This window comes from Streptomyces sp. NPDC002773, from assembly GCF_040295605.1.
Taxonomy (GTDB): domain Bacteria; phylum Actinomycetota; class Actinomycetes; order Streptomycetales; family Streptomycetaceae; genus Streptomyces.
Genome location: NZ_JBEOVO010000009.1, coordinates 1 through 14645, shown reverse-complemented (window position 1 = coordinate 14645; position 14645 = coordinate 1). Strand labels below are relative to the sequence as shown.

Here is a 14645-nt window from a genome sequence, read left to right as displayed (position 1 = left end):
GTTCAGCCTCCCTGGACCGCGGTGAGGACCTCGACCCGGTCGCCCTCGCCGAGCGGCGTCGACGCCCACTCCCCGCGCGGCACGACCGTCTCGTTGAGCGCGGCGGCGACCCCGGAGCGGGACGTGGTCAGGGTGGCGACGAGGGCGTCGAGGGTGAGGGGGCCGGAGAGCTCGCGCGGTTCTCCGTTCACGGACACGTTCATACGGGCTGCTCCTGACGTACGGGAGGGGCGGGGGAGAAACGGCGGGGGGTGAAGGGACGCGCCTCGTCGGGGAGGACGCCCGTGGTGAGGACCTCGGCCATGACGTCGCCGGTGACGGGGGTGAGCAGGACCCCGTTGCGGTAGTGGCCGGTGGCCAGGTGGAGGCCGGGCAGCGCGGTCGGGCCGAGCAGCGGCGCGTTGTCGGGGGACGCGGGCCGGAGCCCCGCCAGGGTCTCGGTGAGCGGCAGCTCGGTGATGCCGGGGACGAGCTCGTGGGCGTCGCGCAGCAGCTCGTACACCCCGCCGGCGGTGACCGTGGTGTCCCAGCCCAGCTCCTCGCTGGTGGCGCCGACGACGAGTTCGCCGTTCTCCCGGGGCACCAGGTAGACGTGGCTGCCCCGGACGACGGCCCGGACGGTCCGGGAGAGGAAGGGGGCGTACGCGGCCGGCACCCGCAGCCGCAGCACCTGGCCCTTCACGGGGCGTACGGGCGGCAGCACCTCGGCCGGGACGCCCGCGAGCCGCCCGCTCAGGCTCCCCGCGGCCAGGACGACCTGGTCGGCCGACAGTTCCCGGCCCCCGGCGAGCACGGCACCGCGCGCCCGGTCCCGTACCACCGTCAGGCTCCGCGCGAGGGCGCGGTGGAAGACCACCCCGGCCCGTTCGCAGGCGACGAGGAGCGCGGCGGCAAGCCGGCGCGGGTCGACCTGGTGGTCGCCGTCCACCCGCAGCCCGCCGCGCACCCCGGGGGCGAGCATCGGTTCGAGGCGGCGGCACTCACGGCCGCTGAGCCACTCGGAGGCGAGCCCGCAGCGGGTCTGCAGGGCGTGCAGCTCGCGCAGGTGCGCCCGGTCGTCGGCGTCGAGGGCGACGGCGAGGGTGCCGCAGGCGCGGTAGCCGACGTCGAGGCCGGTGACCTCCTCGATCTCGGCGGCGAAGGCGGGATACCGCGCGGCGGAGGCGAGGTTGAGCCCGAGCAGGGTCTCCTCGCCGTAGTGGAGTTCGGTGACGGCGGCGAGCATCCCGGCCGCGACCCGCGCGGCGCCACCGCCGGGGTCCGGGTCGACGACGGCGGTGCGCAGCCCGCGCCGCGCGGCCCGCCAGGCCGTGACCAGACCGATGATCCCGCCCCCGATCACGAGGACATCGCAGATGTCGGAGGTGTCGGAGGTGCGTGAGACTTCGGAAGAACGCATGGGCGTCCAGCCCCTCCCTTCGCCGGCATGACCCGGATCAGGTTCGTACGGTCGGAGGCCGTCCCAGCCTCCCTCTCAGCCCGGTGCGTCCGGGCTCCCGCGAGTGCTTTACGCCCGCCAGACTAGCTTCCGCCTCCGGGAGGCCGTAGACCCCTCCCTTCCTGACGGTATGTCAGATGCGTAAGGTGGTCGGGTGAGCGAGCAGAAGCAGGCCGAGCAGCACGTCGTGATCGTCGGCGCGGGGATGGCGGGCGTACAGACCGCCGTCGCCCTGCGCGAACAGGGCTTCACCGGCCCCGTGACCCTCATCGGGGCCGAACCCCACCAGCCCTACGACCGCCCCCCGCTCTCCAAAGCCATCCTCCTCGGCAAGGCCGAGGACTCCGCCTTCGGCGTCGACTTCGAGGCCCTCCGCGTCGAGCTCCGCCTCGGCCTCGACGTCACCGGCCTGCGCGCCGCCGACCACGAGATCGACACCGAGGCCGGACCCGTCCGCTACGACACCCTCGTCGTCGCCACCGGCGCCCAGCCGGTCACCCTGCCCGGCGCCGACGGCGTCCCCGGTGTCCACCTGCTGCGGACCCTCGACGACGCCGTACGCCTCGGGCCCGTCCTGGAGCGCCGCCACACCGTCGTGGTCGTCGGCGCCGGATGGATCGGCGCCGAGTTCGCCACCGCCGCGCGCGAGGCGGGCTGCGCCGTCACCGTCGTCGAGGCCGCCGACCGCCCCCTCGCCGGAGCCCTGCCCGCCGAGGTCACCACCCCCATGGCCGAGTGGTACGGGGCGAACGGCGCCACCCTCCTCACCCACGCGCGCGTGGACACCGTCGAACCCGGCCGCGTCCTCCTCGCCGACGGACGCGAGCTCCCCGCCGACGCCGTCGTCGTCGGCATCGGCGCCCGCCCCGCCACCGGCTGGCTCACCGGCTCCGGCATCGCCCTCGACCCGAGCGGCGCCATCACCGCCGACGAGCGGCTGCGCACCTCCCTGCCCGACGTGTACGCCGTCGGCGACTGCGCCTCCTTCCCCTCCGCCCGCTACGGCGAGCGCCTCCTCGTCCACCACTGGGACAACGCCCTCCAGGGCCCCCGTACGGTCGCCGCGGCGATCACCGGGTCCGCCGACACGCCGTACGACCCCGTCCCGTACTTCTGGTCCGAGCAGTTCGGCCGCTTCGTCCAGTACGCCGGCCACCACGCCGACGCGGACGAACTGCTGTGGCGCGGCGACCCGGCCGACGAGGCCTGGTCGGTGCTCTGGCTGCGCGCCGGCGTGCCGGTGGCGCTCCTCGCCGTCGGCCGCCCCCGCGACCTGGCCCAGGGCCGCAAGCTCGTCGAGGCGGCCGTCCCCGTCGACCCGGCGCGGGCCGCCGACCCGTCCGTACCCCTGAAGGCGGCGGTCCTGTAGGGCCCGAGTACCGGCTGTCGGTCCGGGATGGCAGGCTTGTCCTGTGACCAAGATTGACGTGAAGATCGATGCGCTCGTCCCCGCCTGGCTCTACGTGCCCGACATCGCGGAGATGCTCGATGTCGAGGTGACGCGCGTGCGGCAGCTGATCAATGAAGGCCAGCTCATCGCCGTGCGCCGCGGAGAGAACAACGCCCTGCAGATCCCCGCCGCCTTCATCCAGGGCGACAGGATCGTCAAGGGCCTCGTCGGGCTCCTGACCGTGCTGCGGGACGACGGCTTCACCGACGAGGAGATGCTGGAGTGGCTCTTCACTCCGGACGAGAGCCTGCCCGGCACGCCCGCGCAGGCGCTCAACGAGAACCGCGGCACGGAGGTGAAGCGCCGCGCCCAGGCGCTCGCCCTCTGACGCGCGCACGCACCGAAGACACCACCAGCGGGTGCCGCGGTGGCCGGTCCCTCACGGGCCGGCCACCGCGGCACCGGCGACACCGACGGGGGGACCCCACCCATGCCCACGCCTCGTGAGCGGCTTGCCGACGCCCGGCTCTACCTGTGCACCGACGCCCGGAAGCGCCAGGGCGACCTGCCCGACTTCCTCGACGCCGTGCTCTCCTCCGGCGTGGACATCGTGCAGCTCCGCGACAAGGGCATGGAGGCCGGTGAGGAGCTGGAGCACCTCGCCGTCCTCGCCGACGCCGCCCGCCGCCACGGCAAGCTCCTCGCCGTGAACGACCGGGCCGACGTCGCCCACGCCATCGGCTCCGACGTGCTCCACCTGGGCCAGGGCGACCTGCCCGTGCCCGCCGCCCGCGCGATCCTCGGCGACGAGGTCCTGATCGGCCGGTCCTGCCATGCCGAGAGCGAGGCGGCCGCGGCCGCCGCCGAACCGGGCGTGGACTACTTCTGCACCGGCCCCTGCTGGCCCACCCCGACCAAGCCCGGACGGTACGCGCCGGGCCTCGACCTCGTGCGGTACACGGCGGGCCTCGCCCAGGACCGGCCCTGGTTCGCCATCGGCGGCATCGACGCGACCAACCTCGACGAGGTCCTGGACGCCGGCGCGCGCCGGATCGTCGTCGTCCGGGCCATCACCGAGGCCGACGACCCGGCCGCCGCCACGGCCGCCCTCGCCAAGCGGGTCCGGGAGCGGGCGGGGGAGTAGGGCGTTCGTCCAAGGATCCGCCCGGCCGCCTGTCCGAAAAGGTGTCCATCAGCCGGACACCGTTCACGCCGCTCGGCGCACCCCGTCTAACCTGCCGGTATGGCCCTTGGTACCGCTTCTGTCCGCTCGGACCGCGCCCGCACGGTCCGCGAGATCCTCGCCTCCGGCGGCACGTCGTACTCCTTCGAGTTCTACGCGCCCCGGACCGCGAAGGGCGAGCAGGGCCTCTGGAACGCGATGCGCCGGGTCGAGGCGGTCGGACCGAGCTTCGTCTCCGTGACCTACGGCGCCGGCGGCTCCACCCGCGGCGGCACCGTGAAGGCCACCCAGAAGATCGCCTCCGACACCACGCTCACCCCGGTCGCCCACCTCACCGCCGTCGACCACTCGGTCGCCGAGCTGCGGAACGTCCTCGGCCAGTACGCCGACGCCGGCATCCGCAACATGCTCGCGCTGCGCGGCGACCCGGCCGGTGACCCGCTCGGCGAGTGGATCGAGCACCCCGAGGGCGTGCGGTACGCGGCCGACCTCGTCCGGCTGATCAAGGAGTCGGGTGACTTCTGCGTGGGCGTCGCCGCCTTCCCGGAGATGCACCCCCGCTCCACCGACTGGGACACCGACATCCGGCACTTCGTGGACAAGTGCCGCGCGGGCGCCGACTACGCGATCACCCAGATGTTCTTCGATCCGGAGAACTACCTGCGGCTCCGCGACAGCGTCGCGAAGGCGGGCTGCGAGACCCCGATCATCCCCGAAGTCATGCCCGTCGTGAACGTGAAGACCCTCGACCGACTGCCCCAGCTGAGCAACGCGGCCTTCCCCGACGATGTGAAAGAGCGCATCCTCGCCGTCAAGGACGATCCCGCCGCTGTACGCTCCATCGGTATCGAGTTCGCGACGGAGTTCTGCGCGCGGCTGCTCTCCGAGGGTGTCCCCGGACTGCACTTCATCACGCTGAACAGCTCCACCGCGACGCTCGAGATCTACGAGAATCTCGGACTGCACCAGCAGTCGTGACCGGTCGTACCCGCCCCGACCCGCGGCGGTGACCGTGGAGAGGGGCGGCGGGGCATGGGGTGGACGGTCCTCTACATCGCGTTCGGCGTGGTCGCACTGTGGCTGCTGGGGGAGGTGCTCCTCCAGTACAAGGCACGGCTGCGCTGGCGGGTGCTCGCCTTCTGCGGCTTCCTCGGTGTGGTCGCGGGCGTCCTGCTGTCCCTGGTGGCGGTGATCATCGCGGGGGCGGTCGCCTTCGCCGTCGGCCAGACGTACGTGACGCTGTCCTTCCGCCGCGGCTTCTCCACCGGCTGGGCGATCGGCGGCAGCCCCGGCGCGAGCCGTCGCCGCAGGTCCGGCGCTCCCACGCAGGCCGGGCCCACCCTTGAGGTCACCGAGCTGTCCTACGGCGGCGAGGACACCGCGTACGCCGTGCCGGAAGGCGACGGTGAGCAGCAGCCCGCCGCAGCGGAGAGCACCGCGGTCTACGAGCCCCTGCCCCTGCCCGAGGACACCGGCCAGTACGGGGTCTACGGCACGGGCCAGGACACGGCGCACGGCCACGCCACCGGGTACGAGACGGGTCACGACACGGGGTACGACCCCTACGCGCCGGCCTACGGCCAGCAGCAGCCCGCCTACGACTACGGCGCCGCCGCGGCGCAGCAGCAGTACGCCGCCTACTCCGACCCGTACATCGGCCCCGGCACGGACGGCCAGCAGTACGGCTCGTACTACACCGATCCGTACGCCCCCTCGTACACCTACGACACGCCTCCCGGCGGGGTCTGGGTCCCGCAGCAGCGCGACACCGAGCAGGCGCCCCAGCCGCAGCAGCCGCCGCAGGCCCCGAGCCCGTACGGCTACGAGCCGCACCCGGACGACCAGCAGCAGTACCGCTACTGAGTGACCGTGGGGCCGTCGGCGAATCGCGCCGACGGCCCCGCGCGCTCACTGCGAGCCGCGGAAGTCCGCGCCCTCCACGATGAACCCCGCCACAAGCGCGCCCGACATGCCCGCGTGGGCGAGCCCGCCGCCCGGGTGGGACCAGCCGCCCGCGAACCAGAGGCCCGGCAGCGGGGAGCGGTTGTCCGCCGGGAGCAGCCGCCCGCCGGCCCCGGCGAGCGCGGGCCCCGGCACCTCGGCGGCGCCGGTGTCCCGCCGTACGTCCTCCGGGGTGCGGACGTGCTGCCACAGCAGCCGCTCCCGCAGCCCCGGCACCGCGTGTCCGGCCGCCTCGACCATCCGCCCGGCGAGGGCCTCCCACTCCTGCTCCCCGGACGTGGGGACGGTCGCCGTGACCGTCACCGACTCGTGGTCCGCGTCCGGGCGCAGCGCCGGATCGTCCGGGCGCAGCACGGTCACCGTCGGCCGCTCGCCGGCCGCGTGCACCACGGTCCGGTGGACCGCCTCCGGCTCGCGGGCCCCGCGCAGCGCCAGACAGACCGTCACCCGGCCCGTAGTGAGGGCCTGGTGGCGCGGCCGGTCGTCACCGGGGCCCCACTCGACGACCCGGTCCCGGTGGAGGGCGGGCAGCGGGGCCCCGGAGACGACATGGTCGGCCTCGACGGTGTCGCCGCCGGCCAGCCGGACGCCCACCGCCCGGCCGTCCTTCTCCAGGACGCCCTCGACGGGCGTGTCGAAGACGAACTCGACCCGCCGCTTCCGGCACCGCTCGTACACCGCGTCGGCGAGCGCCCGCAGCCCCCCGCCCACGTACCAGCTGCCGAAGGTCTGCTCCATGTACGGCAGGACGGCGGCCGAGGCGGGGGCCGTGGCCGGGTCGAAGCCGTACGTCCACGCGTACGCGTCGAGCAGGGCGGCGAGCCGGGGGTCGCGCAGCTCCCGCGCCCCCACCTGCGCGAGCGTCGTCGTCGGCCGCCGCAACAGGCCCGGCTTCAGGGCCGGGTACGGCTCACGGGCCAGGGGCGCGGGATCGGTCGGCTGCGGCTCCTCCAGGAGCGGGCGGCGGGTGCGGTCCCAGGCCTCACGGGCCCGTACCAGGAAGTCGCCCCAGCGCTCGCCCGCGCCGGCGCCGAGCGCCGCGTCCAGGGCGGCGACCGTGCCGGCCCGGGAGGCGTTCGGCAGGTCCACGCGGGCGCCGTCGGCGAAGACATGACGGGCCGCCGGGTCGACCTGCGTCAGCGTGACGCACTCCTCCAGGGGTTCCTTGCCCGTCTTCACGAACAGGTCCCGGTACACGGCGGGCAGATGCAGCAGCCCCGGGCCCGTGTCGAAGGCGAAGCCGTCCCGCTCGAAGCGGCCGACCGCGCCGCCGTACGTCCCGCCCCGCTCGTACACCGTCACCCGGTGGCCCGCCACGGCCAGTCGGGCCGCCGCCGCCATGGCGCCGAGTCCCGCGCCGATCACCACAATCCGTGCCATGCCGGCGACTTTATCCGGCGCCTCGGACAGTGGTGGAAACCCGGTCGGCGGTCCCGTCGGGCGTCCGGGGCCGGCCGGTCAGAAGTGCTCCGACCCGTCGTCGGACGGTGGCCGTGACCGGGCTCTGGTCGTCACGTCGGCGAGCCGTCTCTCCTCGCGGCGCTGGGACCTGCGGCGCAGGAAGCGGCGGATCTTCTTCGCGAGGAAGACCAGTATCGTCAGTCCGAGGGCGAGCAGCACGGCCGCGATGATCGCCGCCGCCAGCGGGTGGAAGACGGCGAAGGTGATGATCGCCGCCACCCCGAGGTCCTCCGCCAGGCTCAGCGCGACATTGGAGAACGGCTCGGGCGACGAGTTGACCGCCATCCTCGTCCCCGCCTTGACGAAGTGGCTGAGCAGGGCCGTCGAACCGCCGACCGCGCCTGCCGCGAGCTCGGGCAGCGAACCGTTCTGCCCGGCGAGCAGGGCGCCGACGACGGCCCCCGACACCGGCCTGATCACCGTGTGGACGGAGTCCCATATCGAGTCGACGTACGGGATCTTGTCGGCCACCGCCTCGCACAGGAAGAGCACGCCGGCGACGACGAGGACATCGGTGCGCTGCAAGGACTCGGGCACCTCGTCGGTGAGCCCGGTCGCGCCGAAGACGCCGAACAGCAGGACCACCGCGTACGCGTTGATCCCGCTCGCCCAGCCGCTGGTGAACACCAGGGGGAGTACGGACACGCCCGCGATCGTAACCAGGTCTGAGTACCCGTACCTAGAGGTCGAGATGAGTAGGTGCGCGGATGGGCGCGAGCGGGCCCGGACGGAAGAGTGGAGTCCACGGAAGGGGCGCGGCCCCGGGAACCGCCGACACGGGGCGGCGGAACCGGGACCGCGCGCCTGCCGGTACGGGGCACGGGGGTGCCACGGGGGATACGGGGGGCACGGGGCACACGGGGGAGGACGGCGGAAGGCCGGTGCGGCGGGGCTCGGGGGGATCGAGCCTCGTCGGACCGGCCTTCTCGCCGTGCGCGCACGGCGCCGCGGGGCACGCCGTACGAAGGAGCGTGAGGAGTGTTACGGGGGTTCCACGCGGGCGCGTGGTCAGCGGCGGCCGCCCACCCGGCCGTGCAGCAGCCGGGAGAGCGCCGCGTGCACGTCGTCGAGCGAACGCTCGCTCTGGAAGGCCTGCCAGTCGAGCGCCGCCACCAGCACCATCCCGACCAGCGCCGCCGCCGTCAGCTGGACGTCGATGTCGTCGCTCAGCTCACCGGCCGCGACCCCCTCGCGCAGCACCCCCTCGACCACCGCGACGGCCTCCTGGCGGACCACCAGGAGCGTCGAGTTCCAGGCCCGGTTGGTGCGCCACAGCTCGGCCACGTACAGCTGGGTGAAGGCCGGGTAGCGGTCGATGAAGACGAGGCCCGCGCGGATCATCGCGTCGAGCGCGTCGACCCTGCTCCCGCCGCGCTCGGCGGTCTCCTCGGCCGCCGAGCGCAGCGAAGCCGCGAGCAGCGACACGCCGTGGCGCAGCAGCTCCTCGAAGAGCTCGGTCTTGCTCTTGAAGTTGTAGTAGACCGTGCCCTTGGCCACGCCTGCCCGCTCGGCGATCTCGTCCACCGTCGTCGCGGAGAAGCCCTGCTCCGCGATGAGGGTGACGGCCGCCTCGTAGAGCTTCGCGCGCGTGGCCTGGCGTCGGGTGCTGCTGCTGTCCATGGGGTCGATTCTCACAGGTGTCGCGGGCGTCACAGGCCCCGTCTCACAGGGTCAGTTCGGGGTGGAGCCGGTCGAGCGTCCAGACCTGCCGCTTGCGGGCCGAGACCGCGGTCAGGGCCAGGGCGCCCACGGTGAACGCGGTCAGGACCGCGCAGGCCTGCCAGACGGGCCCGATCCCACCGCCCGTGATCAGCCGGCGCAGCGCCTCGACCACGTAGGTCATCGGCAGGAAGGGGTGGACGGCGTTGAAGAAGCCCGGACTGGTCTGGACGGGGTACGTGCCGCCCGCCGAGGTCAGCTGGAGCATCAGGACCGCGAGGACCAGGATCCGGCCGGCCGCGCCGAAGCGGGCGTTGAGCCACTGGATGATCGCGGCGAAGCAGCAGGTGACCAGGGTGAGGAAGCCGACCGTGCCGGCCGCCCTGGCCATCTGGAGCCCGAGGCCCCAGTGCAGGACCGACATGAGGGCCGCGACCTGGAGGACGCCGATCGCCGCCACCGGGAACCAGCCCGCGAGCGCGATCCGCCAGGCGGAGGCACCGGCGGCGAGGGCGCGCCGGTTCATCGGCTGGATGATCATGTACGCGACCATCGCGCCGACCCAGAGGGAGAGCGGGATGAAGTAGGGGGCGAAACCGGTGCCGTAGTTCGGCGCCTTGTGCAGGGACTGGGAGGCCAACTGCACCGGATCCGCCATGACCTCCGTACGCCGGTCACGGTCCTGCTCGTCGTAGTCCGGGATCCGTTCGACGCCGTCGCGCAGCCCGCCGGCCAGCTCACCGGAGCCGTCGGCCAGCTTGAACAGGCCGCCGTCGAGGTCGCCCGCGCCCTTCTTGAGCTTGCCGACGCCGGTGTCGAGGCTGACGGAACCGGTCTTGGCCTCGGTGATGCCGGTGTGGAGCTTGTCGGCACCCGCCGCGACCTGCTTCGCGCCCGCGTTGAGCTCGTTGATCTTCCTGATGGCGTCCTCGACGTCCTCGTCGAGGTGCGGGGCGCGGGCGGCCAGCTCGTCGGCCTGCTTCTTGAGCGTGACGAGCCGGGCGTCCAGGGTCTTGATGTCGCCCTTGCTGTCCTTGGTCAGCGCGTGCACGTCGTCCGCGATCGTGGCCACGTCGTCCGCGGTGACCGAGGCCTCCTTGAGCCGGGCGCAGATCCGCTCGTCGGCCTCCGGCTTCAGCTCGCACTCCTCCCGGTGGATCGCGGCCAGACCGTCGTCGGCCTTGTGCGCGGCCGTACGGAGCACCGGGGCCCGCTCGACCAGGTCGTCGAGCCGGTGCTGGACGGCGGTGGTGGAGTCGGAGACGAGCCGGGCGGTGTCGCGGATCGACCTGCCGTTGTTCGCCAGGTAGGGGCGGACCTTGTCGGCGGTGCCGTTCACCTTGTCGGCGAGCGACTGCGTGCCGTTCGCGACCTTGCGGGAGCCGCTCTCCAGGTCCTTCGCGCCCTTGTCCAGCTTCTTCAGGCCGGCGGCCAGGTCGCCGCTGCCGGTCTTGGCGGTCGTGAGGCCGTCCGCCAGGTCCTTGGAGCCCTTCTTCGCCTTGTCGACGCCCTGCTTGAGGTCGCCGGCGCCCTTGGCGGCCTTCGCGGTGGCGTCGTGGATGTCGGAGAAGGAGATGAAGATCTTGTCGAGGAAGGACCGCGAGGACTTGGTGGAGGCCGCGGTGCGCACCTCGGAGAAGACCGTCCGGGAGATCTGCCCCACGATGTAGTTGTTGGCGTCGTTCGTCCGCACGCGGAGGGCGCCGGTCTCGGGGGCGTCGCCGGAGCTGGAGGCGATGCGCGAGCTGAAGTCGCCGGGCATGGTCAGGGACAGGTAGTACTTCCCGTCCTCGACGCCCTCGCGTGCCTCGGCGTCGCTCACCCGGTGCCAGGCGAAGGTGTTGCTCTCCAGGAGCCCCTTGGTGATGTCGTCACCGGCGTTGATCCGCTTGCCGTCGGCGGTGGCGCCCCGGTCCTCGTTGACGAGGGCCACGGGGATCTTGTCGAGCCTGCTGTACGGGTCCCAGAACGAGTACAGGTACAGGGCGCCGTACAGCAGGGGCAGCAGCAGGATCGCGACGAGCGCGGCGCGCGGCAGCTTCCCCCTGCCGAAGCGCTTCAGCTCAAGCGCGGCCAGTTTCGGCGAGCGCATCGGCCGCCCCCTCCTCGGTCGTGTGGTCGTCGTCGTCGTTCGCGTCGGGATCGGAGGCGGGCGTCTCCGGCTCTCCCGGGTCGGTCGGGTCCGTCGGCGGCGGCGGGTTCGGCGGCGGGTTCTCCGGCTCTTCCGGTTCCGTCGGCTCCTTCGGGTCCGCGAGCGTGGTGATGCGCAGGGCGTCCTCGGGGGCCTCGCTGCAGACGGCGAGGACGGTCGTCCCGGCGGCGGCCACCTCGCGCAGCAGTGCCCAGGCCTCGGCCCGGTCGGCGTCCGAGAGCTTCAGGTCCGTGTCGTCCACGGCGAGCAGCCGGGGGCGGCCGATCAGGGCCAGGGCGGTCGAGAGCCGCAGTGCTTCGAGCCGCTCCAGATCCCGTACGGAGGTCCGCTCGCCCTTCGGCAGGGCGGAGAGGTCGAGCCCGGCCGCCGCCACGGCCTCCTCGATCCGGGCCCGGGTCGCCGCGGCACGCTCGGCCGGGCGCCGCAGGAGGGCCCGGACGGAACCGTCGTAACGGCGCTGGAGCAGGGCCCGCTCGCGCAGGTGCTCGGCGACCGTGAACGCGGGGTCGAGCTCGCTGACGCCGGGCACCTGCCCGAGGGCGCTGATCCGGCGGACCCCGGCCATCTTCCGGGGCAGGGGGAGCCCGCCCACCTCCGCGGTGCCCTCCGTGGCCTTCATCCGGCCGGTGAGCGCGAGCAGCAGACAGGTGCGGCCCGAACCCGACGGCCCCTCGATCGCCGTCAGCGAGCCCGGCGCGGCCCGGAAGGAGACCTCCCGGAAGGCCCAGCCGCGCGGCCCCCTCAGTCCGAAGCCGTCCGCGACGACGGCGGCACCGTGCGGCCGCTCCTCGGCTTCCGCTTCCACGGACCCACCCCCCTGTTCCCCGTTTTTGCACTGACTGGTCAGTGCAAAAACTACCCCCGGACGTGGTTTCCAGGCAAAAGCCCAGGTCGGCGGCGTTGTCAGTGGGGCCGGGCACGATGGGCACATACGGCCACAGTGCCGTCACGCGACGACAGGAGGACTCGTCATGGCAAGCCCTTCCGCAGCAGCCGCGCCCCACCGCCACCCCGGGGGCCGTACCGTCCCCGCGCAGTCAGGACCCGCGTCGGACGTCCACGCCGTCCCGCGCCGCTCCGCCGCCCCGCCCGCCGCGCTCGACCTCCTCGCCAAGGCCCGGGCGGGGCTGGCCGAGGCCGCGACCCTCGACCGCCCCCACGAGCGGTACGCCGCCGCCCACCTCGCCGCTCTGCGGGCCGCCGCCGCCGTCCTTGCCGCCCGCGCCCGACCCGACACCGGCCCCCGCCGCCGGCAGCGGATACGGAGCGCCTGGGAGCTCCTCGCCGAGCTGACCCCCGAGCTGACCGAGTGGAGCGCCCTCTTCGCCTCGGGCGCCGAGCGCAGGGCCCGCGCCGAGGCCGGCATCGCGAGCGCCGCCACCCGGCGCGAGGCCGACGACCTCCTCAGGGACGCCTCCTTCTTCCTGCGCCTGGTCGAGCGGCTCCTCGCCCTCCAGCCCGTCCCGCCCCGCCGACCGGGGGCGGACGGAGCCGGAGGATGATCCGGAAGGCCAGGCCGAGGCCATAGGGTGGGGAGCGTCCGTACCCGTCACCGAGGAGTCAACAGCCGTGCCGGACCCTTCCGCTGCCTTCGGCCGAGAGGCGACGTCGCGCCCGTCGCGCGCCTCCCTGCGTACCGCCGTCGTCTGGGACGTCCTCAAGGAGGCCCTCGACCGCCGGGTCGAAGCCACCGGCAAGGACAGCCTCGACGTCCTCGACACGGGCGGCGGCTCCGGGAACTTCGCGGTGCCGGTCGCCCGCCTCGGCCACCGGGTCACCGTCGTCGACCCCAGCCCCAACGCGCTCTTCGCGCTGGAGCGCCGGGCCGCCGAGGCCGGCGTCGCCGATCTGGTGACCGGGGTCCAGGGCGACATCAGCGGCCTCTTCGACGTGGTCGGACGCGAGAGCCACGACACCGTGCTCTGCCACGGTGTCCTGGAGTACGTCGACGACCCCGTCGAGGGCGTACGGAACGCGGCCGCCGCGCTCCGGCCCGGCGGCAGCCTCAGCCTGCTCGCCGCCGGGGTCGGCGGCGCCGTCCTCGCCCGCGCCCTCGCCGGCCACTTCACCGAGGCCCGGCACGCGCTCACCGACCCGGCGGGCCGCTGGGGCGCCGGCGACCCCGTGCCCCGGCGCTTCACCGCCGAGCAGCTCACCGAACTCGCCGACGGGGCCGGGCTCGCGGTCGGCGCGGTGCACGGCGTCCGGGTCTTCGCGGACCTCGTCCCCGGCGTCCTCGTCGACACCGAGCCCGGTGCGGCGGAGGCCCTGCTCAAGCTGGAGGCGGCCGCCGCGGAGCTGCCCTCCTTCCACGCGATCGCCACGCAACTGCACCTGTTGGGCGAGAAGCGGGCCTGAGCAGGACGGCCACCCGATCGGCGGCGCGGGCGACGGCACTCCATGGAGTACGCCACAGCCCACCCCGTAACGGGCTCCGCCCCGTATGATCGGGGGACAGCATCCGGCATGACGGACGAGGGGCTGGGGAATCAACGCCTCAGCAACCGATCCGCATGGCGGCCCGGATTGGCTATTCGGCATTGAGGGCGGGTTTCACGGGGGCGATTCCCTGCCTATCCTGAAAGGGCCGCAAACCGGTCGCCCCCGCGACCGACGACTAGGAGGACTCCGTGCCGCTCTCGGAGCACGAGCAGCGAATGCTCGAGCAGATGGAGCGAGCGCTGTACGCCGAAGATCCCAAGTTCGCGACAGCGCTCGAGGGAAGCGGACTGCGTACGTACACCCGGCGACGGGTCTACCAGGCAGTCGCCGGCTTCCTGGTGGGTATCGCGCTCCTCATGGCCGGAATGGTCGCACAGCAGATCTGGATCAGCGTGGTGGGGTTCCTCGTCATGCTGGGCTGCGCGGTCCTGGCGGTCACCGGATGGCGCAAGGCGCCGAAGCCGGGCGAGCAGCAGGCCAAGGGTGGGGTGGCGGCCGGTGGCCGTCAGACCCGGCAGCGACGCTCCATGATGAACCGGATCGAAGAGCGGTGGCAGCGCCGCCGCGACGAACAGCAGGGCGGCGGCCACTGACGGGCCCCTGAGCGGAGGCCCCGCACCCTTCCGTACGACCCCGAGCCCCGTGAGGCCGGCGCCCAGCGCCGCCCCACGGGGCTCGGGCCGTCCCCGTCCCCGGCACCCTGCGGCCCTTCCACCCCGCGGTGCCCACCCAGTGGCCGACGCGCCCCGCCCACCTCCGTGGTGGGCGTCCGCACCGCCGGGGCGGTGCCCACCCGCCCGTTGCGGGCATTCGTACCACTGGGGCGGTGCCCACCCGCCCGTACCCCGCCGCGGACGCAACGGTCGGCGCACCCCAGCCCCGCCACCCTCGTTGTGGGCAACTGTTCCGCGGGGGCGGTGCCCGCCCGCCCGCACCCCGCCGCGGGCACAACGGCCGG

Annotated in this window: 15 protein-coding genes and 1 riboswitch; of the genes, 8 read left to right on the top strand and 7 right to left on the bottom strand. The window is 73.8% G+C overall.

Annotated features, from left to right (window positions below; translation table 11 throughout):
• Positions 1-2 precede the first annotated feature (2 nt).
• The gene (thiS, locus tag ABT034_RS13950; RefSeq protein WP_351214703.1) at positions 3-203 is read right to left on the bottom strand and encodes a sulfur carrier protein ThiS; all 201 of its coding nucleotides are present in this window, start codon (positions 201-203) and stop codon (positions 3-5) included.
• The gene (gene thiO / locus ABT034_RS13945) at positions 200-1399 is read right to left on the bottom strand and encodes a glycine oxidase ThiO (RefSeq protein WP_351214701.1); all 1200 of its coding nucleotides are present in this window, start codon (positions 1397-1399) and stop codon (positions 200-202) included. The genes thiS and thiO overlap by 4 nt, the downstream gene beginning before the upstream one ends.
• Positions 1397-1510, bottom strand: a riboswitch (TPP riboswitch). It overlaps the preceding gene by 3 nt.
• An 82-nt stretch (positions 1511-1592) precedes the next feature.
• On the opposite strand from thiO, the gene ABT034_RS13940 reads away from it, so the two are divergent.
• The 5 genes from ABT034_RS13940 to ABT034_RS13920 all read left to right on the top strand — a co-directional run bounded on the left by ABT034_RS13940 (position 1593) and on the right by ABT034_RS13920 (position 5874).
• Complete coding sequence (locus tag ABT034_RS13940; protein WP_351214699.1) at positions 1593-2807, top strand: NAD(P)/FAD-dependent oxidoreductase; 1215 nt, start codon at positions 1593-1595, stop codon at positions 2805-2807.
• Positions 2808-2850: 43 nt separating this feature from the next.
• A complete protein-coding gene (locus ABT034_RS13935; RefSeq protein ID WP_351214697.1) occupies positions 2851-3216 on the top strand; it encodes an Rv2175c family DNA-binding protein in 366 nt (121 codons plus the stop codon).
• 102 nt (positions 3217-3318) lie between these two features.
• Positions 3319-3972: a thiamine phosphate synthase gene (gene thiE, locus ABT034_RS13930; protein ID WP_351214695.1), complete on the top strand. Its 654-nt coding sequence runs from the start codon at positions 3319-3321 to the stop codon at positions 3970-3972.
• A 99-nt stretch (positions 3973-4071) separates the two neighbouring features.
• Positions 4072-4989 (top strand): methylenetetrahydrofolate reductase [NAD(P)H], encoded by a 918-nt coding sequence (metF, locus tag ABT034_RS13925; protein WP_351214693.1) that lies wholly within the window; start codon positions 4072-4074, stop codon positions 4987-4989.
• Between the two features lie 54 nt (positions 4990-5043).
• A complete protein-coding gene (locus ABT034_RS13920; protein WP_351214691.1) occupies positions 5044-5874 on the top strand; it encodes a hypothetical protein in 831 nt (276 codons plus the stop codon).
• 45 nt (positions 5875-5919) lie between these two features.
• On the opposite strand, the gene ABT034_RS13915 is transcribed toward ABT034_RS13920, so the two are convergent.
• From ABT034_RS13915 to ABT034_RS13895, 5 genes are all read right to left on the bottom strand, one after another.
• The gene (locus tag ABT034_RS13915; RefSeq protein WP_351214689.1) at positions 5920-7353 is read right to left on the bottom strand and encodes a phytoene desaturase family protein; all 1434 of its coding nucleotides are present in this window, start codon (positions 7351-7353) and stop codon (positions 5920-5922) included.
• Positions 7354-7431: 78 nt separating this feature from the next.
• Positions 7432-8079 (bottom strand): DUF4126 domain-containing protein, encoded by a 648-nt coding sequence (locus ABT034_RS13910; RefSeq protein ID WP_351214687.1) that lies wholly within the window; start codon positions 8077-8079, stop codon positions 7432-7434.
• A 363-nt stretch (positions 8080-8442) separates the two neighbouring features.
• Entirely contained in the window at positions 8443-9054 is a 612-nt protein-coding gene (locus tag ABT034_RS13905) for a TetR/AcrR family transcriptional regulator (protein ID WP_351214685.1), read from the bottom strand.
• A gap of 43 nt (positions 9055-9097) precedes the next feature.
• On the bottom strand, positions 9098-11185 hold the full coding sequence (locus tag ABT034_RS13900) for a YhgE/Pip family protein (RefSeq protein WP_351214683.1): 2088 nt from the start codon (positions 11183-11185) through the stop codon (positions 9098-9100).
• Entirely contained in the window at positions 11157-12050 is an 894-nt protein-coding gene (locus tag ABT034_RS13895; RefSeq protein ID WP_351214681.1) for an ATP-binding cassette domain-containing protein, read from the bottom strand. Before ABT034_RS13895 ends, ABT034_RS13900 begins: the two co-directional genes overlap by 29 nt.
• Before the next feature lie 166 nt (positions 12051-12216).
• Here ABT034_RS13895 and ABT034_RS13890 point away from each other — a divergent pair, with 166 nt between their 5' ends.
• The 3 genes from ABT034_RS13890 (at position 12217) to ABT034_RS13880 (ending at position 14280) form a co-directional block, all read left to right on the top strand.
• Positions 12217-12747: an SAV_6107 family HEPN domain-containing protein gene (locus tag ABT034_RS13890; protein WP_351214679.1), complete on the top strand. Its 531-nt coding sequence runs from the start codon at positions 12217-12219 to the stop codon at positions 12745-12747.
• A gap of 67 nt (positions 12748-12814) precedes the next feature.
• Positions 12815-13603 carry a methyltransferase gene (locus ABT034_RS13885; RefSeq protein WP_351214677.1) on the top strand — a complete coding sequence of 263 codons (789 nt, stop codon included), beginning with the start codon at positions 12815-12817 and terminating at the stop codon, positions 13601-13603.
• Positions 13604-13875: 272 nt separating this feature from the next.
• On the top strand, positions 13876-14280 hold the full coding sequence (locus tag ABT034_RS13880; protein ID WP_351214675.1) for an SCO2097 family morphological protein: 405 nt from the start codon (positions 13876-13878) through the stop codon (positions 14278-14280).
• Positions 14281-14645: the final 365 nt, after the last annotated feature.